Below are 25,058 nucleotides of genomic sequence, written 5' to 3'. Positions count from 1 at the left end.
CCTGATTCAGATGACCAGCGCTGATCTAATTAAACGTTTTGATAATGCGTAGACACCGTTTCGGCACATGACGAACATAAAGTAGGATGCTCGCTGTCAGAACCGACCGTTGTCGATACGACCCAGCAGCGCTCGCATGTTTCGCCTTCCGCCTGCTGAACAACAATCGCCAGATCTTCAAACACCGCTGCTTCACCTGGCGCTTCGCCGGCTTCACCCGCAAGTTTAACCGCTGAGACGATAAACAGCTTTTCTAAAGACGGGATGGAGCTGAGCAGCTGACGGACGGCGCCGCTTGCATAAATCGTAATCGCTGCTGTCAACGATTTCCCGATTTTCTTCTCATTTCTCGCCTGCTCCAATGCTTTTAACACATCGTCGCGGACAGACATGAAATGGTTCCATTTTGCCAGCAACGCTTCGACATCCGTGAACGTTTTGGCCTCAGGCATATCGGTTAACTGCACACTTTCCTCGCTCACACCCGGAATATGTTCCCACACCTCATCGGCTGTATGAGACAAAATCGGTGATACTAATTTCGTTAACGCGACAAGCACGTCATACATCACCGTTTGAATCGCCCGGCGGGCAGGATGATTGGCATGCTCAATATAAAGCGTATCCTTCGCCATATCCATGTAGAAGGAGCTTAATTCAATCGTACAGAAATTGTGGATCGTATGGTAGACAGTCGAAAACTGATAATGCTCATAGCCCTGCTTCGCTTTTTCAACGACTTCGTTGAGCTTAACGAGCATAAACAAATCAACCTCACCGAGCTCCTCCGTCGCCACGCGGTTCACTGCCGGATCAAAATCATGCAGATTTCCAAGTAAGAAGCGGAACGTATTACGGATTTTCCGGTATGTTTCGGAGACCTGCTTTAAAATCTTATCCGATACACGGACATCGGCCTGATAATCAACCGACGCGACCCAGAGGCGCAAAATATCGGCACCAAGCTGCTTCATCACATCGTTCGGCACGACGACATTCCCGATTGACTTACTCATCTTCCGCCCTTCACCGTCAAGTGCAAAGCCATGACTCAGCACGCCCTTATACGGGGCTTTTCCAGTGACGGCAACGCTTGTCGACAAGGAAGAGTTAAACCAGCCACGGTACTGATCCGAGCCTTCCAAATAAAGGTCAGCCGGACGGACGAGGTCGGCCCGTTCCTCTAACACCGCCTGGTGCGAGGAGCCAGAGTCAAACCAGACGTCCATAATATCCATTTCTCTCGTAAAGCTGCCATTCGGGCTATGCGGTGACGTAAAGCCTTCAGGTAGAAGCTGCTCCGTTTCCCATTCGAACCAAATGTTCGAGCCGTGCTCGCGGAACAAGGCGGATACATGATCAATCGTCTCATCCGTAATGATCGGCTCGCCATCCTCTCCGTAAAAGACCGGAATCGGCACACCCCACGCCCGCTGTCTGGAAATACACCAGTCCCCGCGGTCGCGCACCATATTGTAAAGGCGGGTTTCCCCCCATTTCGGCAGCCATTCGACTTCCTCGATCGCTTTAAGCAGCTCAGGACGAAATTGCTCGATCGAAGCAAACCATTGCGCCGTCGCCCGATAAATGACCGGCTTTTTCGTCCGCCAGTCATGAGCGTAGGAGTGAGTGATGAAGGTCAGCTTCAGCAAAGCGCCGATCTCATCCAGCTTTTCGGTGATCGGCTTGTTCGCCTGATCGTAAAACAACCCTTCAAAGCCCGGTGCTTCGTCCGTCATATTCCCTTTGTCATCGACAGGGCAAAGTACATCAAGGCCGTACTTCTGACCGACAAGATAGTCCTCCTCCCCGTGTCCAGGAGCGGTATGCACACAGCCGGTACCGGCGTCGAGCGTAACATGCTCGCCGCACATCACAAGCGAATCGCGCCCGTAAAGCGGGTGCTCGGCCTTGACGTATTCAAGCGCCTTTCCTTTAAACGTCTTCAGCACTTCCACCTGTTCCCATTCCAATTCTTTTTCGAGCGACTCAAGCAGACCGGCAGCGACAACAAACTTCCTGTCTGCGACCTTCACAACGTTGTAATCAAGATCAGGATGAACGGAAATCCCCAAGTTTGCCGGAATCGTCCAAGGCGTCGTCGTCCAGATGACGATCGCTTCATCTCCTTCCAGCACATCATTTCCTTCCTTTACCTGGAACGCTACATAAATTGACGGAGAGCGCTTATCATGATATTCGATCTCAGCTTCGGCAAGGGCTGATTCTGACGAAGGGGACCAGTAAACCGGCTTTTTCCCTTTGTAAATATAGCCCTTTTTCGCCATTTCACCAAACACCTTGATCTGCTGGGCTTCGTATTCTTTTTCCAGCGTCACATACGGATTCCACCAGTCACCGCGTACCCCTAAGCGCATAAATTGCTCGCGCTGACGCTCAATTTGCTTTTTCGCATATTCTTCGCACAGCTTGCGGAATTCAGCGACGCTCATCGCCTTGCGGTTGACCTTTCCGCTCTTCGTCAACGCCGTTTCAATCGGCAAGCCGTGCGTATCCCAGCCCGGCACATAAGGCGCATGGTAGCCGCTCATTGATTTATAGCGGACGATAAAATCCTTTAAAATTTTATTAAGCGCATGTCCCATATGAATATCGCCGTTCGCATATGGCGGTCCATCATGCAAAACAAATAACGGACGTCCTTCGGTACGCTGCTGCACCTTTTGATAAATATCGCTTTCCTTCCAAGTTGCTTGTCGTTCCGGTTCCCGGTTCGGCAGATTTCCCCTCATCGGAAAATCGGTTTGTGGCATTAGCAATGTTTCTTTATAATCCATTCTCTTTCCTCCTGTATCGTTAATCACTTCATTCGGTTCATCGTCGGACTTCACTCATTCTGCGGTTCTGCACTGCGCACAGAATTCCATGCTTAGTTGCTATCTTTCAGATAGCAACTAAAAAAAACTTCCCGTCCCTGGTAAGGGACGAGAAGTTAACCCGCGGTACCACCCTCATGGGAGAATTGCTCCCACTCAAGTATTCGTAACGTGAATGACCCGTTGCAGCCTACTGTCCTTTTCGGTGCAAAACTAAAGGGTGATTTTCCAAAGCGCGTTATGACCGGGCTTCCACCATCCCCGGTTCGCTAGTCACACCTTCGCCTTGTACTCGTCCCTCTCGCTGTTTGTTTCCTATTCGTAATGGATATTATTATATGTCAGCCATTTCAGAAGTGCAAGAAAATCATTCAACTGATTCTTCTTCGGCAACCTCATCCCACTCATCAGCCTTCAGCATTTCCATCTGCGCCTCGATCAGCATTTTAAACCGCATTTTGTAGACAGAGGCCTGCTTTTTCAGCTCCTCCATCTCCATCATGATCTTTCGTGACTTTGCCAAGGCGTCATTGATGATGCGATCGGCATTCTTTTCCGCTTCCTTCACAATTAATTGCGCTTCCTTCTGCGCATTGCGGCGGACTTCCTCGGCGGACTCCTGCGCCACTAATATTGATTTATTCAGCGTTTCTTCGATATTTTTAAAATGCTCAAGCCTCTCATCCAATTCCGTAACCTGTTCAAATAATTCTTTTTTCTCGCGTAGGACAGCTTCATAATCTTTGATGATTTGGTCTAAAAACTCATTAACCTCATCTTCATCATACCCTCGAAATCCTCTGGTAAATTCTTTGTTATGAATATCTAAAGGAGTTAAAGGCACATTCGTCACCTCCGGCTAATCATGAAATACAATGCATTTCTTTGTTGATTCGACAAACTCTTTTCGAAACCCTGCTTCAATAAGAGGTTTACTGTAACCTCTCGTAACGCACTCTGATTTTATCCCTTTTCGTCCGGCCTTCAATCGCTTTCAGCCGGGCCCTTCCAAAACTGCGCATAGATATGTAGTCCCCTTCCTCGACGGGGAAAGACGGCTGATCGACAACTTTCCAATTGACCTTCACCAACCCTTTCTCAATATAGGGAAGGACCTTTGTTCTTGAAAGGCGGTACATCTGGGCGAGCACGACATCGAGCCGTAAAGAGGAAACCGTTGCTGTCGCTTCCTCCCACGTTTCAGCAGGCTTAGTATGCTCAACGACAGGAATTTCTTTCAGCTTTACATTCGCTTTTCCAACGGTAGCAAGATTGGCTTGTACATAGTTGGCGACTTCTGACGTTACAAGCAGTTGAACGGCGTCATCATTCAGATAAATATCGCCGAACTTCTCCCGTTTCAACCCAATGTTCATTAACGCGCCGAGTACGTCGCGATGCTCAAGTGTCACAAATTTAGCCGGATACTCGATTGAAAAAAGCGTTACTTGGTAATCATCGTCGTCCGGCGTGATATAAGGCGGCGTCAAAAGACAGCGGCGGCGTTCCGCCAGCGGATGACCACCTGAAAAAGACAACGACACATCGTCATTGGCGCCGATCACCGATTCAACAATCTTCTGCTGCCTCGGATCAAGAAAGTCGGTCAGCCTTATTTGGTGACGAATTTCTACATCCTCCTGCCATTGCAGTACCTGATCGATAAACGGCTTTTCCTCCGGACGAAAATGCTGATACACCGACATTGCACATCTACCTTTCTACTCTACGTCAGACCGAAGAGAGCCGCCACTCCGGTTCGTGCCAAATTGAGAACGATGATGGCGACAATCGGCGATAAGTCAATCATCCCAAGGGGCGGAACAAAGCGCCGGAACGGCTCTAAATACGGCTCAACCACTCTTCCAAGAAATTGTCCGAGTGAGGATTCCCGAGCATTCGGAAACCACGAGAGCAGAATATAGCCTATGATCAAAAATGAATATAAATACATCAATTGAAGTAAAAGAGCACCAAGTGTTTGCATAAATTCACCACCTTCTCTTAGCCATTACGACTGAAAATGCTCCTGCATCATTTCCGTGATGGAACCTGAGACATCGACATTATCAGGGGTACAAAGAAAAATATTCGTCCCGAGCTTTTGAATATCTCCTCCAATAGCATACACGGTTCCACTTAAAAAATCGACTACCCGTTTCGCCTGCTCATGGGAAATCCGCTGTAAATTAATGATGACCGCCTTGCGCGCTTTCAAATGATCAGCAATATCCTGCGCTTCATCATATGTTCGCGGCTCCAGCAAAATAACCTTTGAAGCCTTTTGCACGCTTTGCAGGCTGACGACGTTTTGGGATGACTGTCCTTTGCCGCGGCTGCGGCTTCTCCCTTCTTCTTCAGGCTCCCCATAGGAATCGTCTACAAGCTCCTCAACTTGCTGAACCTCATCCTCCAATTCAAAAAAACGCTTGAACTTCGACTTCATTCCCATTTTCATTCTCCTCCCTTATCTATCTGCTTCTCTTCCGACCAAGGCAGAACCTATTCGAATGAAGGTCGCGCCTTCTTCAATCGCAACTTGATAATCATTGGACATTCCCATTGAGAGCTCCTGGCATGGAGCATGAGGCAAATTCAAGGCGCTGACTTCTTCCTTCAGCAGTCGCAGTCTGCGAAAAACAGCACGGGTTTCCTCCGGCTCTTCGACAAACGGGGCCATTGTCATCAACCCAACGACTTGCAGGCTTTGATAAGCCTCCAGTTCCCTGATAAAAGGGATAACCTCCGCCGGCGCAAGGCCGGCCTTTGATTCTTCGCCTGACACATTGACCTGGACGAAGCATTTCAATTGTTTTCCATGCTCCAGACGCTTGTCCAGTTCCTTGGCAAGTGAGATTCGGTCAAGGGAATGAAGATAATCGATTTTGTCGATCACCTTCTTTACCTTCTTCGACTGAAGCGAACCGATAAAATGCCATACGGCCTCACCTTGTAAAGAATCCCACTTTTCGCCCAGTCCTTCCGCCCGGTTTTCGCCAATATGAACGAAGCCGGCTGACAATGCCTCCTGGGCAGTTTGCACACTTACATATTTCGTCACCGCGACGATATTGATTTCGTTTGGATCCCGGCCACAACGGGCACAAAGTTTATCTATTTCTGCTTGGATTGCTTCTCCGTTCTGTTTTACCGACACTGCTTCCGTCACTCCTCATCGCCCCGTAGTCCAATAAAGCTCATCATTCTTCCCGTCTTCCCGCCATCAGCCCGATGTGAGAACATCCGGGCATCGCCCGCGGTACAAACTGAGCTCAATGCGATATGCTCGGCACGTACCCCGGCTTCAAGCAGGAGCTGCTTGTTGACGAGCCTGAGATCGAGCATATATTTATCATTTCCGCAAGCTGTATACGTTCGCTCCGCTGTTGACGGCAGCGACTGCCTGACCGCTTCAATCACGCCCCGATCAACCTCATAGGCGCTTTGGCTGATACACGGTCCGATCACGACGTGAACATCAGCAGGGTCCACGCCTTCATCAGCCTGCCAGCGCTTGACCATGGCCGGGGCGATTCTTTTTACCGTACCGCGCCAGCCAGCATGGGCCAAGCCGATCAACCGCTGATCGGGCGCCAGAAAAAACAACGGTACGCAATCGGCGTACAAGCTGGTCAACAAGAGATTTTCATCTGCGGTATAGAGCGCATCCGTTCCGGCAATCGCGGTTTCCAATGCCGTCGCCCCCTTGCCGGCATCAGCCAGGCCGACCTTTTTCACGCTTGCCTCATGCACCTGCTCGCTGCCGACCCAGCGCGTAAGGGGAAATGCCAACTGTTCGGCCAGCCTTTGGCGATTTTGTTTAACTGCTTCCTGATCGTCTCCAACATGAAAACCAAGATTAAGGCTGCTGTAAGGGCCGGTACTGACCCCGCCCTCCCTCGTGGAAAATCCAGCAATCAGGGAAGGGATCGTTTGCTGCCAAGGTTCAATGATGAAGTGCATGACGGATTGTTGAACAAATGGTTCGATGTCCATCCCTCCCTGCTATTGATGTCATAGTCTTATACCTCTTATCTTATCACAGGTTGAAGCTTACAAGAAACGACTTTCTTCCCAATCAGAGCTTACGGACTGTCGAAGACTGTTCAAATGTATACCTTTTTTTCCCAAACCCGCTCGGTGCCTCGACAAGAATCACATCCGATCCAATGCGAATGATATTTTCCCACGGAATGGTGACCTCCGCTGATTCCTTGCCAAACAGCCCCATCATTTTCCCGGTTCCATTAATAACGAGCGCCTCAATTTGTCCACTGTTTAAATTGATCTCCAGATCAGTCAGCTGTCCCAAGCGTTTTCCATTTTCCATATTGACAATATCTTTCACTTGCAATTCTGAGATTTTCATCATGCCGCTCACTCTCCTTCATTGTCCATACCCTACTATATGCATGGTTAGCAGCGATTTATGATCCAGAGCTGAATTGACTCAAGCCTGCGCCGACCGTGATCTATTCGGCGCCGACCGCTTTTCCCCATTTTCCCACCGCGACAAAAAGGCAGCCCCTCCGCGAAAACCGGACTGAAGCTGCCTCGTAAACATTCTATTCGTTAAATTTGCGCGTGTTTATTCATTTGTTGAATGGCGCCCTTTTCCAAACGGGAAACCTGAGCCTGGGAAATGCCGATTTCCTCGGCTACTTCCATCTGGGTCTTCCCCTGGAAAAATCTCATGTTCAGAATCATTTTTTCCCGGTCGTTCAACCGGACCATTGCTTCCCGTAATGCAATTTCCTCAACCCAGTTGACATCCTTATTGCGCTCATCACTAATTTGATCCATGACAAAGATCGGGTCGCCGCCATCATTGTAAATCGGCTCAAATAAAGAGACCGGGTCCTGAATCGCATCAAGCGCGAAGACAACATCCTCTTTCGGCACATCCAGCACCTTGGCGATCTCCTGGACGGTCGGTTCTTTTTCCCGCTTTTTTTCTGCCATCAGCTGGTCGCGCACCTGCAGCGCCTTGTAGGCGATATCACGGAGGGAGCGTGAGACGCGAATCGGGTTATTATCGCGCAAGTAACGCCTGATTTCCCCGATAATCATCGGAACAGCATATGTAGAGAACTTCACGTTTTGACTCAAATCAAAGTTATCAATCGACTTCATTAATCCGATGCAGCCGACTTGAAACAAATCATCAACATACTCTCCCCGATTGTTGAAACGCTGAATTACACTAAGGACGAGACGAAGATTGCCGTTGACCAATGTCTCTCTGGCACTTGTTTCACCACTCTGTAATCGTTGAAAGAGCTCACGCATTTCCGTGTTCTTTAAAACAGGTAATTTTGACGTGTCTACACCGCATATTTCTACTTTGTTTCGTGTCAATTCTTTCCCTCCTAGTCGTGGGAGATGATGTCAAATAAAGTATCTCCGCTGGCAAAAAAAATATGCACGGTCATTCGATGAGAAGAGTTGCTCATCAAGGACCGTGCACGTCGTGACAAGAAAAAATACAAGGAAAAAATTTCTCGAACCCGTTTAGACCATTTTATTAAATTCTTTTTGAAGCCGCTTAATAATCCGTTTCTCCAGCCGGGAAATATACGATTGGGAAATCCCTAATAAATCAGCGACATCCTTTTGTGTCTTTTCCTCTTCGCCAGCTAGTCCAAAGCGCATCTCCATAATCTGCTTTTCGCGGTCATTAAGGGTGTGCAGCGCTTTTACGAGCAGCTTGCGGTCGACTTTTTCCTCAATTCCTTTCGTAATAATATCGTCTTCTGTTCCGAGCACATCGGAGAGCAGCAGCTCATTTCCATCCCAATCAATATTCAGCGGTTCATCGAATGAGACCTCGGAGCGCGTTTTGTTATTTCTCCGCAAATACATCAGAATTTCATTTTCAATGCAGCGCGAGGCATATGTAGCCAGCTTGATTTTCTTTTCCGGGTTGAATGTGTTCACCGCTTTAATCAGCCCGATCGTGCCGATGCTGATCAAGTCCTCGATATTAATCCCGGTATTTTCAAACTTACGCGCTATATAAACAACAAGCCGCAAATTTCGTTCGATCAGCATCGAGCGGACCGCTTTGTCGCCTGAAGGAAGCTTTTTTAAGAGGATCGCTTCCTCCTCCTTTGATAGCGGCGGCGGAAGAGCTTCACTTCCCCCTATGTAATAAATTTCATCCGCCTTCATTCCGAGCTTATACATGATTTTGTACCAAAGTAATGTTGCTTTCAGCTTTAACATGACGAGCCTCCTCTATAGTTTCATTATGCTAGTTTCTCCCTGTCGCCTCCGACAACCAACCTCGGATGGACAATACATTGAAAAGCTCCTTCAGCAGACAGCTCCTTATCTTGTATGCCCAGCAAAACATTAGTTGTGTCATAACGCTTTCCTCCCTGGGTAACGACGACTCGATCGGGTCTGATTCCGGTTAAAAAGGGAGAGGACTGTCCAATAACCCGGTATGGAATGATGCAGGCGCGCTCCAACAGCCGGCTGTCGCCTTCCGCAGTGGAAGACTGTTCATGAAAATGAAGCAGCTGGGCGAGTGCCTCCCGGGAAAAAAAAGGCTGCAACAGCTTGGCCTCGATGATCATCACCGGCTTTTTTGTCAGCGGATCGGAAAGCTGGTTGCCGCTGTCAACAAGACCCGTGGCCGTAAACGTATGGCCCGCTACTGTCATTTCCACTTCCGCCAGCTGATCGTAACGGACTTGCTGCCATTCCGCTAGCTCAAACTGCTTCTTCGAAAACCACCAAACGAGCGGAAAGCCAATTATTACAAAAAACCAGCTGATTCCGCTGCCGGCGTACCCTTTTGAAGCGGCAACCGAAGACAGCAGGTCGATTTCCGTCTGCCAAAAGAAGTGAAGGGCAAACAGACCGCCGCCGGCCATGAATGTGACAAAATAAAACATAAGCAGCGATTGCAAAAACGTCCGCCACCGTTTATAGCCGAAAGCAATCAGCACGATCAGCGCCGAATAAAGAGCCTTCATCCACGGCTGGTAAAACAGGCTGGTCCAAGATGTAAACATAAGAAACACAACGAGTGACGCAAATAGCGCGGCGAGAATAAGCCGTTTTTGCCTATACCGCCTTTTTAGAAGCAGAGCGGTTAGCATCAGCAGCAAATAATCGATACAGAGGTTAAGAAACCAAATGGCGTCAAGATATAAGGTCATGGCCACCCTCTCATCCTAAAACATTCTCTTTAAGCGAGTATATCTACATCCTATTAAAAAGTCTGTCATTTCATGACAAGCTGACGGTTGTTATTTTCAGAGATTTTTAATAAATTTGTCAGCATTTTTCTTCACCGGGAAATGATCAGCAGATGACAGCTATCTTTGGAAAGGGAAAGGGTCAGACGTAAGCACAGCTAAAAGAGGGCGGGATAAAAGGTAAAAAACTGCCTTTTATCCCGCCCTCTAAGCAATGAGCGGAGCCGCCGCTATCAGATAAAACCGAGCGAATTCTTCCTGCTCCTTGCCTCATGAATCGAGCAACTGTCCAACGTTCCGTTCCTTTTCGTCAAAGGCGGCTACACGCTTTGACGCGAATTGTCTTTCAACTCCCTGATCGTCCTCGTCACTGAAATTTGGTCAGGATCAGTTCGCAGCTCAATCAGACAAGGGGTCTCAAATGTCAGCGCTCGCCTTATCGCCGGGAGAAACTCTTCATTATTCTGAACTAAAATGCCTTCGCCGCCAAACAGCTCCATCAGCTCGGCAAAATTAGGATTGGACAGATCGGTGGCGATGACCCGCTCCGGAAAATTCTTCTCCTGATGCATTCGTATTGTCCCGTACATATTATTGTTGAACACTAGAAAGATAATCGGAATCTTGTTCCGCACGGCTGTTTCAAGCTCCTGAATCGTCATCATCGCCCCGCCGTCCCCGGCAAAAGCAATCACAGGTCGTTCCGGACAAGCCAGCTTCGCCCCGATGGCAGCCGGAAGGGCGTAGCCCATCGCCCCGGAGGTCGGCCCAACAAATGTCCCTTCACGCTTATAGCGGTAATACCGATACATCCAGCCAAAGAAGTTTCCAGCGTCACTCGTTAAAACCGCCTCGTCCGGGAATGTCCGGCAAATGTCGTACATAACGCCTTCCAAATTGACAAACTCCTCTTCCCTGACCGGCTTTGGCGTCGAAAACTCCACATAGTTTCTCCTCCCGTCAGCAAGAAAGTCAGGATCGGCGTTCGCCTGGTAGTCCTGTTCAATTTCAGACAGTAGATCGGTCAAAAACTGCTTGGCATCACTGACAATTCCGAGCGTCGGACGATAAGATTTAAACAGCTCCTCTTCTGAAATGTCAACATGAATTAATCGTTGTTTGTCAGTTAGCAAGGTATAATTTTGCGTTGTAATTTGTGAAAAGCGTGTTCCTACCGCCAGAACGAGATCAGCTTCTTGGACAAGCCTGATCAAATAATCTGGTGTGCCAAGACCGAGCGAGCCGACATAGTGGGGATGTTGATTTGGAAAGGCATCGAATCTCCGAAATGACGTGACGACCGGACAATGAAGTACTTCTGCTACTTTAACGAGTTCAGCGGCAGATTTCGTATGAGTTACCCCGGCTCCAGCAATAATTACCGGGCGCTTCGCCTGTTCCAAAAAGCGCCTCGTCTCTTTCATCGCCTCAGCAGCAGGCCGGGGCTTTGCCGACACGGATAAACCCGTGAAATTCATGTCCGCCACCTTGTCTAACACATCGACCGGCAGTGAAATCAACACCGGCCCGGGCCGGCCTGATCTGGCAATATGAAAGGCTCTGTGAACAAGCTCAGGCACCCGCTCAGGCTCTCTTAATTCCGTCGTCCATTTTACGACATGCTTAAAATACTCCGCCAAATCAATTTCCTGAAATCCTTCTCTTCCTCTAAAGCCGCTTTCAACCTGTCCGATCAAAGCAACCAGTGGCGTCGAATCCTGATAGGCCGTATGAAGACCAATTGACAGATTTGTCGCTCCCGGACCACGTGTTGCGAGGCAAACCCCGACTTTACCGGAGGCTTTCGCATACCCTTCCGCCATGAAAGCGACCCCTCCTTCCTGCCGGCCGCTGATTAGCTCGATCTCCGAATCATACATGGCGTCCATCACACTCAAATAGCTTTCCCCCGGCACACAAAAAGCTTTCTCCACTCCTTCCCGCATCATCACTTCCACGATTGCTTTTGCAGCTGTCATAGTTTTCGTTTTCGTCACGTTGATCGTCTCCCGTCTCCTATTTTGAAGTCAGTTTTTCAAGCCTCCACCGAGCCAAAACGGCTGATTCCTCTTTCTGTCCTCTTCGTTTCATCGCGCGACCGGCGCTTGTTCATCGACTTAGTTCACTCCCTGTTTCTTTGTCTGGTTAATATATTCTGCAAAGCTTTGGTTTATCAGGGATGTCACCGTGAGACATACATAATCGGCTCCCCATTCTTTGCGCATGACCGCTCCTTTCACATCCTTCGTATGAATCCCTACCTTAATTCCTTGTTTGCGCGCGGCTTCTTGAATCACATCAACCGCTTTCAGCAATTCCGGATGGTCGATACTCCCCTCATAACCAAGGGAAACCGATAAGTCAGTCGGTCCGATATAAACGAGATCAATTCCGGCGACGCTAAGAATGTCGTCGATATTTTCCAAAGCTTTTTTACTTTCGATATGAATGCATACGAATGATTGCTCGTTAGCATGCCGCAAATAATCGGAGACAGGAACAGTCCCATACCGGGCCGCCCGCATCGAAAAAGCGGCACCTCGTTTTCCAAGCGGTGGATATTTCACAGCCTGAACAACCTGCTCAGCCTCCTCCCTCGTATCCACTTGCGGCACATGAACCCCGTGAGCTCCCCGGTCCATTGCCTTTAAAATTTCCTCCGGGCTGCTTGACACTACCCGGACGATCGGCGTTGCGCCGGCATGCTCGGCAGCGATAACCATCTGTTCAATATTCTCTGCTGACAGCATCCCATGTTCATTGTCAATGACGACGACATCAAACCCGTTATAGGCTGCCATTTCTACCATTGAAGTCGCAGGAAAGCCGATGAATACCCCAAATGCTGTTTGCTTTGTGTGACGTAACTGAGCTTTTAATTGATTTTGAAACATCGAATCTACTCCTTTTTTATGAGGTTAGGTCATTTTCAAGTTTTTTCTCTATGCCGGAGCGGTGAACCCTCTTCGTTCTCCTCGATTGTAAAACGACGACTGTGAGCAGGAGCGCGATCCCGGCAAGATCCGTCCACAGCCCGGCAAAAATTAACGTAAACGAGCAAGCGAGCAAAAGAATTCTCTCAAACCATCTCGTATGATCCATAAAGTAGCCAACGACCGCCGTGCCAAGCGCAAAGACGCCGATTACAGCGGTAATAAAGGCTAAAATTGCCGATAAATACTCATCTGTTTGCAGAAGCAAGACCGGCGAATAGACAAAAATATACGGCACGATAAAGCCGGTTATCCCAAGGCGAAAAGCAGTCCAACCGACTTTAGACGGGCTTTCCCCTGCTATACCTGCTCCAGCATAAGAGGCTAGCGCGACCGGTGGTGTAATCGCTGATAAACAGGCGAAATATAACACGAAGAAATGTGCCACAATCGGTTCTACGCCCAATTGCGTAAGGGCGGGAGCAGCAACAGTCGCTCCAACAATATAACAGGCGGCCGTCGGCAGTCCCATTCCAAGAATGATCGCGGTCAGCATTGTCAGCACTAACGTTAAGAAAAGCTGTTCATTCGAAATGACCAGAATCAAGTTGGCTAATTTCAGACCAACTCCGGTTAGTGATACGACGCCAATAATAAAGCCGACAACAGCGGTTGCTATCGCGACAGAAATCGCCCCTTTCGCCCCCATTTCCAGCGTTCTCACTAATGATTTCATATTCATTCTCGTAGACTTTCTCAAAAAACTAACAGCATAGGTAGCGACGATGGAATAGAAAGCCGCATATACGGGGGTATAGCCGGCAAACAGCATAAATAAGAGTAAGCCAATCGGCAGCAAAAGATGTCCCCGCTCCAAAACTATCTTTTTGACATCGGGCAGCTGCTCCTTCGGCACACCACGCAAGCCTGACTTAAGCGCTTCAAAGTGCACCATAAACCAGAGAGCAGTGAAATATAGAATAGCTGGTATAATCGCCGCAATGATAATACTCGTATACGGGATTCCGAGAAACTCAGCCATAATGAAAGCCGCCGTCCCCATAATAGGTGGTGTAAACTGTCCGCCTGTTGAAGCAGTCGCTTCCACTCCGGCTGCAAATCGCCTTTTATAGCCGATCTTACTCATCAGAGGAATAGTAAAAACCCCGGTCGTGGCTACATTGGCCACGGCACTTCCATTGATCATTCCCAACGATCCGCTCGTCAATATCGAAACCTTGGCCGGACCGCCTGCCCGATGGCCGGCAAGCGCCATAGAGGCATTGGTGAAAAACGCCGACAGCCCCGTGCCATTCAGAAACGCGCCAAACAGGATAAATAAGAAAATATAGGTCGCCGACGTTCCTAACGCAATCCCGAAAATCCCTTCACTGCCGATATACATATGCTCGATTAAAGTTGTCAAACTGTAGCCACGGTGAGTCAACCCTCCCGGCAAATAAGGGCCCAGATAGGCAAAACCTAGAAACAGTAGGGCTAAGACAGGCAGTTCAATCCCAATACACCTTCTTGTTGCTTCAAGAACAGCGACCATTGTAATAAAGCCCATCACGAGATCAAGCGTCGTCGTGGACATCCCCCTGATCGCGATCGTTTCAAACATCACGACTAAATAACCGGTGGAGACAGCAGCGACTATCGCAAAAAGATAATCAAAAACAGTCGGTTTATCTTTTCTTGATTTCTTTCTTCCCGGGTAAAGCAAAAAAATCAACACTAACGTAAAGGCTAAGTGCATGGCGCGATGCTGGGTGCTTACCATCGGAAAAGCAGCCGTAAATAAATGAAAAGCTGACATCGCCACTGCGATTGCGGTGATGAGCAAACCTGCTTTTCCTTTTATATCGCGGTAGCGTGTTTCGATATCAAATTTTTTCGAGATGGCTTCAATATCCACTTTCCCGTTCTGATCAGGGTTCTTCTCACCTTGTTCCTTTAGCCTGTTTTGATCCATTCTTTCACCTCTTTTCCACTCATTTCTGCTTGATCAGTAGATTCATAAGTGCTCAAAGCCATTTCGCCAACCCTGAGCACCGAACAGTGAGAATGTAGTTATTGATTTACTTCTAAGCCATGTTCCTCAAAAAATTTAACGGCACCGTCATGGAGAGGAATCGTCTGGCCTTCCAAAGCGTCGTCTAAATCAATATGACTGGCGACACTATGCGTCTCCTCCAGGAAATCAATATTGTCATAAATGACGGTTAACATTTCATAAACAAATTTATCAGACAATTCGGCACTTCCATGCAGCCAGTTCGCCACGGCAAACGTTTCAATTGGCTCCGGCTGGTTCGGATACGTATCTGCCGGGATCGTGTATGGATAATACGCTTCGTTCACTTCTGCCAGCTTTTCAACGGTTGCTTTATCGATTTCAAGAATTTGATAATCGCCGGTACTTAATATATCGAGCATATTGGAACTGCCTAACGCGGCGATCAGATTGGCACCGTCCGCCTGTCTGTTCCTCATCAACTCAACTGCCTGCGACTCACTGACATATTCAGGAGTGATGTCATCATAGGTTAAGCCAACGGCTGCCACGAGATCCTGACTGTTTATCTCGGTAGCGCTGCCGGCAGCTCCGACGGCGATTGTCTTACCGGCAAAATCCTCGACCGAATTAATTCCCGCATCACTTCGTACAACAAACTGCATAACATTTGGGTAAAAATAAGTGATTTGCCTAATGTCCGTTAAAGCGTTCCCTTCAAATTGACCGGTGCCATTATACGCTTCGGCCGCCACCCCTGCTTGAGCGATGCCTAATTCAGCCTCCCCTTTTTGAATATTTTCAAGGATTACCGGGGAACCTGGGGTCGACTGGGCATTCGTATCAATATCAGGAAATTCATTTCCCATTAGCTGAGCAATGGCGTTAGCCAGCAAAAAATACGTTCCTCCGCTCGTCGCTCCGGCCACCGTCAAAAATTGCGGATAGTCATGTGAAGCGCTTTCATTTTCTGAATTACCATTTCCCGCTTCACCTTCACTAGCAGATTCATTTCCACCACATGCAGCCAGGAAAACACTTACTACGAGCATCATAACAAGCAAAAAAATCGATTTCTTTTTCATTAAAAGACCTCCTTGTATGATCATGTTTTTTCAGGAAATGGTAAACTATTACGGCTTAAGATGTCTGTTGGCTTATCACCCCCATCTCAGGTTGAATCGCAGTTGTCTTTTTGCTTTAAGACATTGGCTGCTGTCCTCATAATGTGTTTTTTCATTACTTCTTCTGCGGCGTCGGGATCTCGTTCCTTAATCGCCTGATAGATGTCATAATGCTCGCTGAATCCTTCTGCGACTTCACTGTCATGCTTTAAAGCTCTTTTTCGAAAGGCATTATCAAAGGCTCTGACATTATTAACGGTCTGCAGCAAAATTGGATTTTTTGCGGCTTCCCTGATCTTCATGTGAAAGTTAAAATTCACCTTCAGCAATCTTTCCGCTTCCTTTGCTTCTGTCAGTTGCTTCATAATCGCTACTTGCGCTTCCAATTCCTTTAATTCATCCTCTGTGATCTTTAATGCTGCCAGCCTCGAAGCCAATCCTTCTAAAATCGCTTTTAACATCATAAACTCCTCGATCGACGTATCCACCAATTCGGATACATACGTCCCTTTGCGCGGGACCGTTACGACTAATCCTTCATAGCTCAGTACTCTAAGTGCTTCTTTTACAGGGGTGGTACTGATCCCTAGCATTTGCGAAAGCTCCCGTTCCTTGAGATGATCTCCCGGTTTGCAATGTCCGGAAAAAATCGCTTCCCGTAAAAACTCCAGGGCAACATCCCGTAACGATTTAATGTTTCTTGTTTTTAAATTGGCCTGTTTTATCATTTCTTCAAAGCGCATCCTCCACCACTCCTATGTACCTTCTAAAAAATTTCATATCTGATATATCAGTGTTCACCCTTTTAAGCAGCTGCTAAAAATCGTTCTGTAAAAAAGGAACTTGATAGTTCTTCCCAAGCTCGGACAACTCATGAAAGATCGCTTCACTGAGGGTGATTCCTTCCTGATCGGCCCTCTCTTTTTTCATCTGTTCAATATCGCCCGGCATCAACACCTGCTGAAATCCCTCTGCCGGCGAACCCTCTCTTGTTTGTCTGATCCGTTCATCCATCAGCTTCTTAAATGAAGCAATATCCATAAACCGTTCAATATCAAATACGATAAAAATATGACCTAGCTGTTGCGGTTCACTCCCGCTGTACATGAGCGGTATATCTTCCCCAAACAGGGACCCTGTCATCACGCCGGTCATAATGTCAATCATCATCGCCAGTCCAGAGCCTTTGGCACCGAATGGCAATAAAAAACCGTCCAATGCATCCTGCGCGTCAGTAGTTGGTTTTCCGTCTTTCGTGATCGCCCACCCTTCAGGGATACTCTCTCCGTTTTTGGAAGCGAGCGTTATTTTCCCCCTGGCGACGGTGCTCGTTGCCATATCGAGGACAACAGGATGCTCATTCGTTGGTACAGCGATACATAGCGGATTTGTTCCTAATGTCGGGTTTCGCGCCCCCCAGGCAACCATTAAGGGAGAAGCGTTTGTCATGACGATTCCGAGGCAGTTTGCTTCCGTCGCCATTTTTGCAAAAAAGGAGGCGGTTCCAAAATGATTCGAATTTCTGACTCCGCTTATGCTGAATCCGTACAATTTTGCTTTTTCAATCGCTTTTTCCATCGCGATTTTGCCGGCATATTGTCCCCAGCCGTTATGAGCATCATATAAAGTTGTCGCTTTGGAGTCTTTGATCACTTCTAGATTTGTTTTATTCTCAATCAACCCTTTTTCCAACCGTGTAAGATAGTCTGATAATCTCGTTACTCCATGAGAGTCAACCCCAATTTCATTCGCTCCTACCAGACTTTCTGCAATCACCGCCGCCTCGCTCTCCGGCAAAGAGGCGGCAATAAGTACCTCCTTGCAAAAGGCTGTCAGCTCCTTGGCGCTAATACGGTACATAGGCATTCTCCTCACTTATTTTCTCGTTTTTTCATATATGATATATCACAATGGTCAATTTGACTCCTTCCTGCTCAGCTTATACCCCTTCAAATGAGGTCAGCTGGTCTCTACATGCCGTACTAAAATGTCAATTCTTCAGGTTCCGATAATATTTCGATTCCATTCTGCTGTTTTGCTTCAGGCAGCATGCTTTCTGAAATCCAGATATCCTCGACATCGAGCGTATTGTTAATCCGGACAAGCCGGACCTGCGACAGATCGAACGCATTGCACGTTTTAATCCCGGCCTGAACAGCTAACTTTTCAGTCCGAAGAAACATCGGTATTTTGACTGCTTTGACGACCGTGCTTGTCAACGCATTAAAGTAGCCTTTTTCCCAGCAGATTTGATCAAAAACGTTCTTTGTCGTTACGTCGGCGTACCCGATTCCATTCACATTTCCATGTGTTTTTTCCGTTAAATCAAGCACCACAACCCGGCTAACTCTTGTACCGGTTGGACTTTTTTTAAACGGTGTAGGATAGCGTCCGGTAATTTGCGGATCCATCCCGCTTCCGGAAATATCCTTGCCTATTTCATTGACGACAAGAACATCAATTGGGTTCAGCAGCAGCCTCGCCATCAATGATTTGGCCTCAAGCAAAAGCTCCGGTTCGACCTCCACCAGCTTTTCTGCCGGCACGACCACGATCCGGGCCGGACGATCATAGGCATTTTCAATCGATGCTACCCCAAAAATAATCGGTGCCTTCCTCAGGACAATTTCCGCCATTTCCTGAACATGCTTTGCCATATGGCCGAACCCAAACTGGTGAGCGGAATCTGCTCCCTTTCTCTTCCCAAGTCCGATCGTGATCATCTTCATTAAACCACTTTCAAAGGGGCCGTCAAACGCTGTATGGGCCTTAATCCGGTTTATTACTATGATTTTATCAGCGTTGTAAGCAAGCTTATCTGTATAAATCTGCAGACCGTTCGCTAATTCCCCAACTTCTACCACTTCCATACTTGAGCGGATTGGCGCCCCGACAGTCTCCTCTGTGATGCCTAAATCAGCTAATACTTCTTTCTGCCCTTCAGCGGTCGCTCCGCCGTGACTTCCCATCGCCGGCACAATAAAAGGAAATGCCCCTAAGCTTTCGACCAATGTGACGATGGCTTTGACAATTGCAGGAAGTTCCGCGACACCGCGGCTGCCGACCGCGATCGCAACTTGATCACCCTGCTGTATCCGCCCGCTGACTTCCGCCTTGGCGACAGCATCATCGACGGCCTTGGCAATCTCTTTTATCTCTGGCGCTTCAAAATGCTGCCTTATTTTCACCATTCGTGGTAATGGCACTTGATCTAGCAATTCCTCTATTTCCTTCATGACTCCCCTCCCAAAAAAGCGCTTTCATTCTATTGCGGATGGTGGCAATTTTGCTATTGTGCTTCTCCTGCCAAACAGCCTCTGCCGATTCTACTTAGATCGTTCCGCTCCTTTCCTGTTTTATTATATTACATTTATATTGTAAGACGAATAAAAGATGTTTGTCAATTCAAAAAATTCATTTCTCTTCCATTTTAGGTCGAAGCCTCCATAAACCCGCAAGCCTTCTTTCAAGCGGCCTCCATACAAAAAAACGCAACTTCGACGGATAATCCCGTAAAGTTACGCTTTTGCCGGCCTGCTTTATCGAAGTGCAGCCATTTGGAAAAATGATTAAGAGCCTGAAATCATATTATCTATAAGAGAAAAAAGCTCCAGCTAAGCAGGCGGAGCTTTTTCCTCTTCACCGTGTCCATCCCGTTTTCTTTAACGGTTCCGGTTGCGGCGGTTGCGTAAAAAGGTTGGTATATCAAGCGTGTCTGTCGGCTCAGGTGCCGGCTGACTTGGCTGATTGAAGCGGTTTTCCTTTACTCCTTCATCATGTGATGAGGATGGCGTGCCTTTCACCGGCTTCGGAGCGGAAGGTCGCTGATGCGGCTTGCTTTCTACTTCTTCAAAGCCCGTTGCAATAACTGTAACGAGAATTTCATCCTTCAAATTCTCATTAATAACCGAACCAAAAATCATGTTCACTTCAGAATCAGAGGCTGCCGATACAATTTCCGCTGCTTCATGCACTTCGTATAGAGACAAATTGGAGCCGCCAGTAATATTCATCAGCACACCTTGGGCGCCATCAACCGACTTCTCAAGCAACGGACTGGAGATGGCCTTTTTCGCCGCCTCACTGGCACGGTTTTCCCCAGTGGCAATACCGATTCCCATTAAGGCCGAGCCTTTATCGCTCATAATCGTCTTTACATCGGCGAAATCAAGGTTAATCAATCCAGGTGTTGCAATCAGGTCGGAGATCCCTTGTACCCCTTGACGCAACACGTTATCAGCTTCTCGGAAAGCTTCCAGCATCGGTGTATTTTTATCGACAATCTCTAAGAGACGGTCATTCGGGATCACAATTAGTGTGTCAACCTTTTCTTTTAAAGATGCAATTCCGGCAGCAGCCTGAGTCGAACGCTTGCGGCCTTCAAACGTAAACGGACGCGTGACAACCCCTACTGTCAGCGCGCCGAGATCCTTGGCGACCTCTGCAATGACAGGAGCAGCACCCGTACCGGTCCCACCGCCCATTCCGGCTGTAATAAATACCATATCAGCACCTTGTAATACTTCTTCAAGCTGCTCGCGGCTTTCCTCGGCAGCCTTCTTGCCAATTTCAGGGTTTGCCCCGGCACCAAGACCTCGCGTCAGCTTTCCGCCAAGCTGCAGCTTTGCCTCAGCCTTTGATAGATGAAGAGCCTGGGCATCCGTGTTCACAGCGATAAATTCGACGCCCTGCAAACCGTTCTCAATCATTCGGTTGACGGCGTTGCTGCCACCGCCGCCAACGCCAATTACTTTTATCTGTGCTAATTGATCCATATCCATTTCGAACTCTAACATATATAAGGTCCTCCTAATCAGACTGTGTATCTGTCGTCACTACTCAAAAAAGACTTTAAACCAGTTTTTCACTTTTCCTTTAGTTTTTTGTTTTGCTTGTGAAGGAGCTGACGTCTCCTGCTTCTCCCGCTTTGGAGGAGGCGTGGAGTCGGGAGAACTGACAGCTGCTGCCACTTCCCGGCCCTGCACTTTGAAATTTTTATAAGCAAACTGAATGAGGCCAACCCCCGTTGTATACTGGGGCTCTCTGACACCGAGATAATCAGGCATGGCCATTCGTACATTGCCCTGGAAAAGCTCACTGGCAAGCTCCAGTATTCCTGGCATCATCACCGTTCCTCCTGTCAGCACATAGCCGCTCGGAAAATCACGGTAACCAAGACGGTTAATTTCACGGTAAATCAATTCAAAAATTTCTTCGACTCTTGGTTCAATGATATGAGCCAGCTCATACTGCGTACAATCCTCCGCTTCAGCACGGCCGATCGCCGTCATTTGAAAATGCTCGTCCTCTGAAGCATCATCAATATACGCATGACCATGCTTGACTTTAATGCGCTCTGCTTCATCTGTCGAAACTCGTAAACCGATGGCAATATCATTTGTAATATGGTCTCCACCAACCGGAATAACGGATGTCGCCTGCAATGTACCTTGTTCAAATATTGAAATTGTCGAAGAACCTCCGCCTATGTCAACCAGGCAGACACCGAGGCTCTTTTCATCCTTGGAAATAGCAACCGTACCTGTCGCCAACGGCTGTAAACAAATATCAGCGACCTGCAGCCCTGCCCGCTCAACACAGCGAAGAAGATTATGTAATATCGTTTTCGATCCGGTAATAATGGTTCCTTCCATTTCAAGCCGTACACCGATCATCCCGCGTGGGTCATTAATTTCATCCAAGCCGTCCACGATAAATTGTTTAGGGATGACATCAATGATTTCTCGTTCGGGTGGAACGGATACAACTTGGGCGGCGTCAATGACGCGTGCAATATCCTCGTCGCCGATTTCCCGATCCGAGTTTGAAACAGCCACCACTCCATGACACGGTTGGAGCTGCACATGATTGCCATTGATGCCGACAATCACCTGTTTAATAGAAAGCCCCACCATCCGCTCCGCCTGATCAATCGCCTGACGTATCGAGCGCACTGTTTCATCAATATCAACAATGGAGCCTTTCTTAATACCGGTCGATCCGGCTTTTCCGACTCCAATGATGTTCATTGTTCCATTTGACATTTCCCCAATAATCACTCTGACATTGGATGTACCGATGTCCAAACTTACGTAAATCTCGTTGTTGTTCAATCTGTGGCACCTCCTTGTGTACTCACGTTCATTCCATCAAGCTCTATATGATTTCGTCTTTTCGTTTTACATGTACCTGCGTGACTAGCTAAAATCCGCGAGGTTACTAGACTTATTCAACATAGAACTCTGTTATCCTTTTCAAAACGTTGATTTTCTTAATTTTTTGTTTTTATGCTCACTTTTCTATTTCATTACTCATTATGATGCTGCTTTGTCTGCCAATTCGCCAGCAGCATCCGTCGAATTACTGCAAGATTGTTAAAAAGACGAACACCGAAAGCAAAAATAGCTGCTAAGTATAAGTCTACACCAAGATGAACACCTAGAAAAGCTAAACCTGCTGCCAAGAGAATGTTAAAGAAAAAACCTGTCACAAACACATTTGAGTCAAATGTCTCTTGCAAATAAGCGCGGATCCCGCCAAATAATGTATCCAACGCCGCCAAGACAGCAATTGATAAATAGCTCGTGTATTCAGCTGGCACGCGAAAATCCGTCATAAGACCTAAAATAATCCCAATTAAAAGCCCAATGATTGGCAACCACATTCTTCTATTCCTCCTTCACTTCCTCCATGTAGCGCACCCTTGGTGTTTGATCGTAGGCTGGCAGCTCCAACTCTTCTACTATTTCGAACGTCACCGAGAAGCCTTCTATCTCAAAATATTCGACTGATTCGGAAACAACCATCTGATTTTGGAGCGTTTCCGCCTTTTCAGATAGTACTTTTACTTCAATTGGAAGTGGTGGAAGACGTCTGCTATTTAAATGAGTCATGTTGTTCACATCGCGAAAGGCCGACGTTGAGATGATTCGCTCATTTTCAACCGCGATGCTTTCGGCGCCGTAAATATTTAATTCATTGATTAAAAAACGGAAAACATCCGCAGGAGGCGTTCTTCTCGCCTGTCCAAAAAACTGCTCGTGATAAAGTGAATCAATTGTGACAATCAGGCCGGGTCCGACCGTTTCTTCCAGGCCGGCCTCCTTGCGCAAGGCGGCAATTTGTTCGGACAGCACATCCGAAATATCGTCCTCCCGATTGTGAAGTGTCTGTTCATATTGCGCAAGCAGCGCCTGCGCTTTCTCGATTTCACTATTTAATTGCTGATGTCTTTCCTGCTCCGCCATCAGCTCGCGGCGCAGCTCCCGGACATCTCGCGTATCTCTGACAACCGGTTCCTGTGTTGTGTGAAACTGAATCGCCAGCATAAAGCCAATTAGAAACGTGATAATCGTAAAGATCCATTTCTGTTGCAACTCATCACCTTCCCTCTGTTAAATGAGGGCTTAACAAGACATAGTCCTTTTTCTGCATCCGCACACTGATTTCATCATTCACTAGCTGATCCTTCACTCCGCCATACAGCGAAAGCGCTGCTTCTAAGTGGTCGGGGTCCCCTATCGCCGTGACGACAAACGGCGCTGACGATGTATGGCCGTCTATACGGATCACCGGGCCAACGCATTGAATGTAGGATTGATGTGAAAGCCGGTACCCGTTTATCGCAATCGCTTCCGCTCCGGCGACATAAAGCTCGTGGACGACCCGTTGAATATGAAACTCATGAACAATATAATCATTCGGATTCGCTCCGTCCGGCATGTAGGAGGCATCCTCCAATGCGACTTCAATCCCCGGCCCTTCAACCGGAACCTGGCCGACAATTTTGCGGAGCCGCTCCAGATCCTCAAGTAAATTTCTCGTCTTCGCCTCTTGTTCTTCATCTATTGACGATAAGCTATACTCCAGCTCCCGCACCTGTTCCTGGTACAAACGTAATTCCTCGGCAAGCGATCTATTCGCTGCCTGTTCCAAAATGATCTGATTTCTCAGATCATCCTCATACTGCCATTGACGCTCATAGCCCGGTATAGCAGCAGAACGGCTTTCAGATGTTAATTCATAGCTTAAAGCGATGATAAAACCGGTCACAAGTAAGACGAAGGATAGAATAATATGTTTACCCTTCACCTTCACTGTCGTCTTCCTCCTCCTCTACCACAAACTCCTCGAAATAAGGACTCATCCGCATATGAAGAATTCCTTTTTTTTCTGGATCAAGATCACTTACAATGGAGGGATAAGGGGCAATTTTTTCTGAAAATCCCCTGATGGTGGAATGAACCTCATTCCCATCAGTCATATATAAGACAAGAGCAAGCGGATCACTTTCATTCGGTGTTAAAAAAATCTCCGAAATGCGCTCAATCAATTGCGGAGGAACTTTGGACAGTTCGGCCGCCATTTCCGCAAGCGCCTCTCCCTGCTCAAAATTCATCAACAGCGGCGCGTCAGCCGGATATTCCTGTCTCGGCAGTTCAGCTAAATAGCGCCCTGTTTCAAGAATCGGATAATAGTGCTCATTCGCATACAAATAGCCGATTCTCGCATGCTCACGCACGACAAGATTGACGGTATTAAACCATTTCCGCTCGACAGACGCTGCCGAAATTTCATCATCGTCCAGCAGCCGGTCGATGATCGCCGCTTTATCTAAATTCCAAATGCTTGTCCCGCCCTTGATTCCACTTAATTCTACTACTTTCTCATCGCTGACAAACTGGTTTCCCTCGACCGTTACATTCTTCACATGGCTAAGAGGCGACTGGAAATAAACCATAACAAGAAGCAACAAAAAAAAGAAGGATAAAAAAAACAGCAGGCGCCTGTTAGCACGCTGTTTCCGCTGTTCTTTCAGCGTAGGAATCCGTTCATTTATCGTTACAACCTTTTCCTTACTCATGATTCACTCCCCGTTCTGTCCCTTCAGCCGCTTTTTGTCTCGTTGAGCTCACACCTATTGTAACATATCCTTACGC

The 25,058-nt window shown here is 47.6% G+C and carries 24 protein-coding genes and 1 other annotated feature; all 24 genes read right to left on the bottom strand.

The annotated features are described in order from the left end of the window. Positions 1 to 29: 29 nt before the first annotated feature. Entirely contained in the window at positions 30 to 2,798 is a 2,769-nt protein-coding gene (gene ileS / locus M3212_RS01105; protein ID WP_251192080.1) for an isoleucine--tRNA ligase, read from the bottom strand. A 140-nt stretch (positions 2,799 to 2,938) separates the two neighbouring features. Further along, positions 2,939 to 3,151, bottom strand: a binding site (T-box leader). Between the two features lie 53 nt (positions 3,152 to 3,204). After that, positions 3,205 to 3,681 (bottom strand): DivIVA domain-containing protein, encoded by a 477-nt coding sequence (locus M3212_RS01100; protein ID WP_251192079.1) that lies wholly within the window; start codon positions 3,679 to 3,681, stop codon positions 3,205 to 3,207. Positions 3,682 to 3,769: 88 nt separating this feature from the next. After that, positions 3,770 to 4,543 (bottom strand): RNA-binding protein, encoded by a 774-nt coding sequence (locus M3212_RS01095; RefSeq protein ID WP_251192078.1) that lies wholly within the window; start codon positions 4,541 to 4,543, stop codon positions 3,770 to 3,772. A gap of 20 nt (positions 4,544 to 4,563) precedes the next feature. Beyond that, complete coding sequence (locus M3212_RS01090; RefSeq protein ID WP_251192077.1) at positions 4,564 to 4,824, bottom strand: YggT family protein; 261 nt, start codon at positions 4,822 to 4,824, stop codon at positions 4,564 to 4,566. A 24-nt stretch (positions 4,825 to 4,848) separates the two neighbouring features. Next, complete coding sequence (locus tag M3212_RS01085) at positions 4,849 to 5,289, bottom strand: cell division protein SepF (RefSeq protein WP_251192076.1); 441 nt, start codon at positions 5,287 to 5,289, stop codon at positions 4,849 to 4,851. A gap of 15 nt (positions 5,290 to 5,304) precedes the next feature. Next, positions 5,305 to 5,994 (bottom strand): YggS family pyridoxal phosphate-dependent enzyme, encoded by a 690-nt coding sequence (locus M3212_RS01080; RefSeq protein WP_251192075.1) that lies wholly within the window; start codon positions 5,992 to 5,994, stop codon positions 5,305 to 5,307. 8 nt (positions 5,995 to 6,002) lie between these two features. Beyond that, the gene (gene pgeF, locus M3212_RS01075; RefSeq protein WP_251192074.1) at positions 6,003 to 6,833 is read right to left on the bottom strand and encodes a peptidoglycan editing factor PgeF; all 831 of its coding nucleotides are present in this window, start codon (positions 6,831 to 6,833) and stop codon (positions 6,003 to 6,005) included. 82 nt (positions 6,834 to 6,915) lie between these two features. Then, positions 6,916 to 7,209: a YlmC/YmxH family sporulation protein gene (locus tag M3212_RS01070; RefSeq protein ID WP_251192073.1), complete on the bottom strand. Its 294-nt coding sequence runs from the start codon at positions 7,207 to 7,209 to the stop codon at positions 6,916 to 6,918. Positions 7,210 to 7,409: 200 nt separating this feature from the next. Further along, entirely contained in the window at positions 7,410 to 8,195 is a 786-nt protein-coding gene (gene sigG / locus M3212_RS01065; RefSeq protein ID WP_251192072.1) for an RNA polymerase sporulation sigma factor SigG, read from the bottom strand. Positions 8,196 to 8,348: 153 nt separating this feature from the next. Continuing rightward, the gene (gene sigE, locus M3212_RS01060; RefSeq protein ID WP_251192071.1) at positions 8,349 to 9,062 is read right to left on the bottom strand and encodes an RNA polymerase sporulation sigma factor SigE; all 714 of its coding nucleotides are present in this window, start codon (positions 9,060 to 9,062) and stop codon (positions 8,349 to 8,351) included. A 23-nt stretch (positions 9,063 to 9,085) separates the two neighbouring features. Beyond that, positions 9,086 to 10,006: a sigma-E processing peptidase SpoIIGA gene (spoIIGA, locus tag M3212_RS01055; RefSeq protein WP_251192240.1), complete on the bottom strand. Its 921-nt coding sequence runs from the start codon at positions 10,004 to 10,006 to the stop codon at positions 9,086 to 9,088. A gap of 359 nt (positions 10,007 to 10,365) precedes the next feature. Continuing rightward, complete coding sequence (locus M3212_RS01050; RefSeq protein ID WP_349774160.1) at positions 10,366 to 12,042, bottom strand: thiamine pyrophosphate-dependent enzyme; 1,677 nt, start codon at positions 12,040 to 12,042, stop codon at positions 10,366 to 10,368. 120 nt (positions 12,043 to 12,162) lie between these two features. Continuing rightward, a complete protein-coding gene (locus tag M3212_RS01045; protein ID WP_251192070.1) occupies positions 12,163 to 12,939 on the bottom strand; it encodes an HpcH/HpaI aldolase family protein in 777 nt (258 codons plus the stop codon). Positions 12,940 to 12,955: 16 nt separating this feature from the next. Next, positions 12,956 to 14,953: a TRAP transporter permease gene (locus M3212_RS01040; RefSeq protein WP_251192069.1), complete on the bottom strand. Its 1,998-nt coding sequence runs from the start codon at positions 14,951 to 14,953 to the stop codon at positions 12,956 to 12,958. Positions 14,954 to 15,051: 98 nt separating this feature from the next. Next, positions 15,052 to 16,080, bottom strand: a complete 1,029-nt coding sequence (locus M3212_RS01035) for a TAXI family TRAP transporter solute-binding subunit (RefSeq protein ID WP_251192068.1) — start codon at positions 16,078 to 16,080, stop codon at positions 15,052 to 15,054. A gap of 86 nt (positions 16,081 to 16,166) precedes the next feature. After that, complete coding sequence (locus tag M3212_RS01030; protein ID WP_251192067.1) at positions 16,167 to 16,862, bottom strand: GntR family transcriptional regulator; 696 nt, start codon at positions 16,860 to 16,862, stop codon at positions 16,167 to 16,169. Positions 16,863 to 16,935: 73 nt separating this feature from the next. Next, positions 16,936 to 17,979 (bottom strand): Ldh family oxidoreductase, encoded by a 1,044-nt coding sequence (locus M3212_RS01025; protein WP_251192066.1) that lies wholly within the window; start codon positions 17,977 to 17,979, stop codon positions 16,936 to 16,938. 122 nt (positions 17,980 to 18,101) lie between these two features. Next, a complete protein-coding gene (locus M3212_RS01020) occupies positions 18,102 to 19,355 on the bottom strand; it encodes a lactate racemase domain-containing protein (protein ID WP_251192065.1) in 1,254 nt (417 codons plus the stop codon). 426 nt (positions 19,356 to 19,781) lie between these two features. Beyond that, entirely contained in the window at positions 19,782 to 20,915 is a 1,134-nt protein-coding gene (gene ftsZ / locus M3212_RS01015) for a cell division protein FtsZ (RefSeq protein ID WP_251192064.1), read from the bottom strand. A 39-nt stretch (positions 20,916 to 20,954) separates the two neighbouring features. Next, positions 20,955 to 22,232, bottom strand: a complete 1,278-nt coding sequence (ftsA, locus tag M3212_RS01010; protein ID WP_251192063.1) for a cell division protein FtsA — start codon at positions 22,230 to 22,232, stop codon at positions 20,955 to 20,957. Between the two features lie 194 nt (positions 22,233 to 22,426). Further along, a complete protein-coding gene (locus M3212_RS01005) occupies positions 22,427 to 22,783 on the bottom strand; it encodes a small basic family protein (RefSeq protein WP_251192062.1) in 357 nt (118 codons plus the stop codon). A gap of 4 nt (positions 22,784 to 22,787) precedes the next feature. Continuing rightward, positions 22,788 to 23,495 (bottom strand): DUF881 domain-containing protein, encoded by a 708-nt coding sequence (locus M3212_RS01000; RefSeq protein ID WP_251192061.1) that lies wholly within the window; start codon positions 23,493 to 23,495, stop codon positions 22,788 to 22,790. A gap of 4 nt (positions 23,496 to 23,499) precedes the next feature. Next, the gene (locus M3212_RS00995) at positions 23,500 to 24,216 is read right to left on the bottom strand and encodes a DUF881 domain-containing protein (protein ID WP_251192060.1); all 717 of its coding nucleotides are present in this window, start codon (positions 24,214 to 24,216) and stop codon (positions 23,500 to 23,502) included. Then, positions 24,200 to 24,982, bottom strand: coding sequence for a cell division protein FtsQ/DivIB (locus M3212_RS00990; RefSeq protein WP_251192059.1), 783 nt, complete (start codon positions 24,980 to 24,982; stop codon positions 24,200 to 24,202). The genes M3212_RS00995 and M3212_RS00990 overlap by 17 nt, the downstream gene beginning before the upstream one ends. Positions 24,983 to 25,058 lie beyond the last annotated feature (76 nt).

The organism is Halalkalibacter oceani (genome assembly GCF_023715705.1).
Classification (GTDB): Bacteria; Bacillota; Bacilli; order Bacillales; family Bacillaceae_D; genus Halalkalibacter; species Halalkalibacter oceani_A.
This window is presented reverse-complemented; position numbering and strand designations above follow the sequence as displayed.

What these genes read in the sequence shown, in the direction of transcription:
- ileS (WP_251192080.1), bottom strand. Translation starts at nt 2,798, where the DNA reads ATGGATTATAAAGAAACATTGCTAATGCCACAAACCGATTTTCCGATG.
- M3212_RS01095 (WP_251192078.1), bottom strand. Translation starts at nt 4,543, where the DNA reads ATGTCGGTGTATCAGCATTTTCGTCCGGAGGAAAAGCCGTTTATCGAT.
- M3212_RS01090 (WP_251192077.1), bottom strand. Translation starts at nt 4,824, where the DNA reads ATGCAAACACTTGGTGCTCTTTTACTTCAATTGATGTATTTATATTCA.
- M3212_RS01085 (WP_251192076.1), bottom strand. Translation starts at nt 5,289, where the DNA reads ATGGGAATGAAGTCGAAGTTCAAGCGTTTTTTTGAATTGGAGGATGAG.
- pgeF (WP_251192074.1), bottom strand. Translation starts at nt 6,833, where the DNA reads ATGGACATCGAACCATTTGTTCAACAATCCGTCATGCACTTCATCATT.
- M3212_RS01070 (WP_251192073.1), bottom strand. Translation starts at nt 7,209, where the DNA reads ATGATGAAAATCTCAGAATTGCAAGTGAAAGATATTGTCAATATGGAA.
- sigE (WP_251192071.1), bottom strand. Translation starts at nt 9,062, where the DNA reads ATGTTAAAGCTGAAAGCAACATTACTTTGGTACAAAATCATGTATAAG.
- spoIIGA (WP_251192240.1), bottom strand. Translation starts at nt 10,006, where the DNA reads ATGACCTTATATCTTGACGCCATTTGGTTTCTTAACCTCTGTATCGAT.
- M3212_RS01045 (WP_251192070.1), bottom strand. Translation starts at nt 12,939, where the DNA reads ATGTTTCAAAATCAATTAAAAGCTCAGTTACGTCACACAAAGCAAACA.
- M3212_RS01040 (WP_251192069.1), bottom strand. Translation starts at nt 14,953, where the DNA reads ATGGATCAAAACAGGCTAAAGGAACAAGGTGAGAAGAACCCTGATCAG.
- M3212_RS01035 (WP_251192068.1), bottom strand. Translation starts at nt 16,080, where the DNA reads ATGAAAAAGAAATCGATTTTTTTGCTTGTTATGATGCTCGTAGTAAGT.
- M3212_RS01030 (WP_251192067.1), bottom strand. Translation starts at nt 16,862, where the DNA reads ATGCGCTTTGAAGAAATGATAAAACAGGCCAATTTAAAAACAAGAAAC.
- M3212_RS01025 (WP_251192066.1), bottom strand. Translation starts at nt 17,979, where the DNA reads ATGTACCGTATTAGCGCCAAGGAGCTGACAGCCTTTTGCAAGGAGGTA.
- M3212_RS01020 (WP_251192065.1), bottom strand. Translation starts at nt 19,355, where the DNA reads ATGAAGGAAATAGAGGAATTGCTAGATCAAGTGCCATTACCACGAATG.
- ftsZ (WP_251192064.1), bottom strand. Translation starts at nt 20,915, where the DNA reads ATGTTAGAGTTCGAAATGGATATGGATCAATTAGCACAGATAAAAGTA.
- M3212_RS01005 (WP_251192062.1), bottom strand. Translation starts at nt 22,783, where the DNA reads ATGTGGTTGCCAATCATTGGGCTTTTAATTGGGATTATTTTAGGTCTT.
- M3212_RS00990 (WP_251192059.1), bottom strand. Translation starts at nt 24,982, where the DNA reads ATGAGTAAGGAAAAGGTTGTAACGATAAATGAACGGATTCCTACGCTG.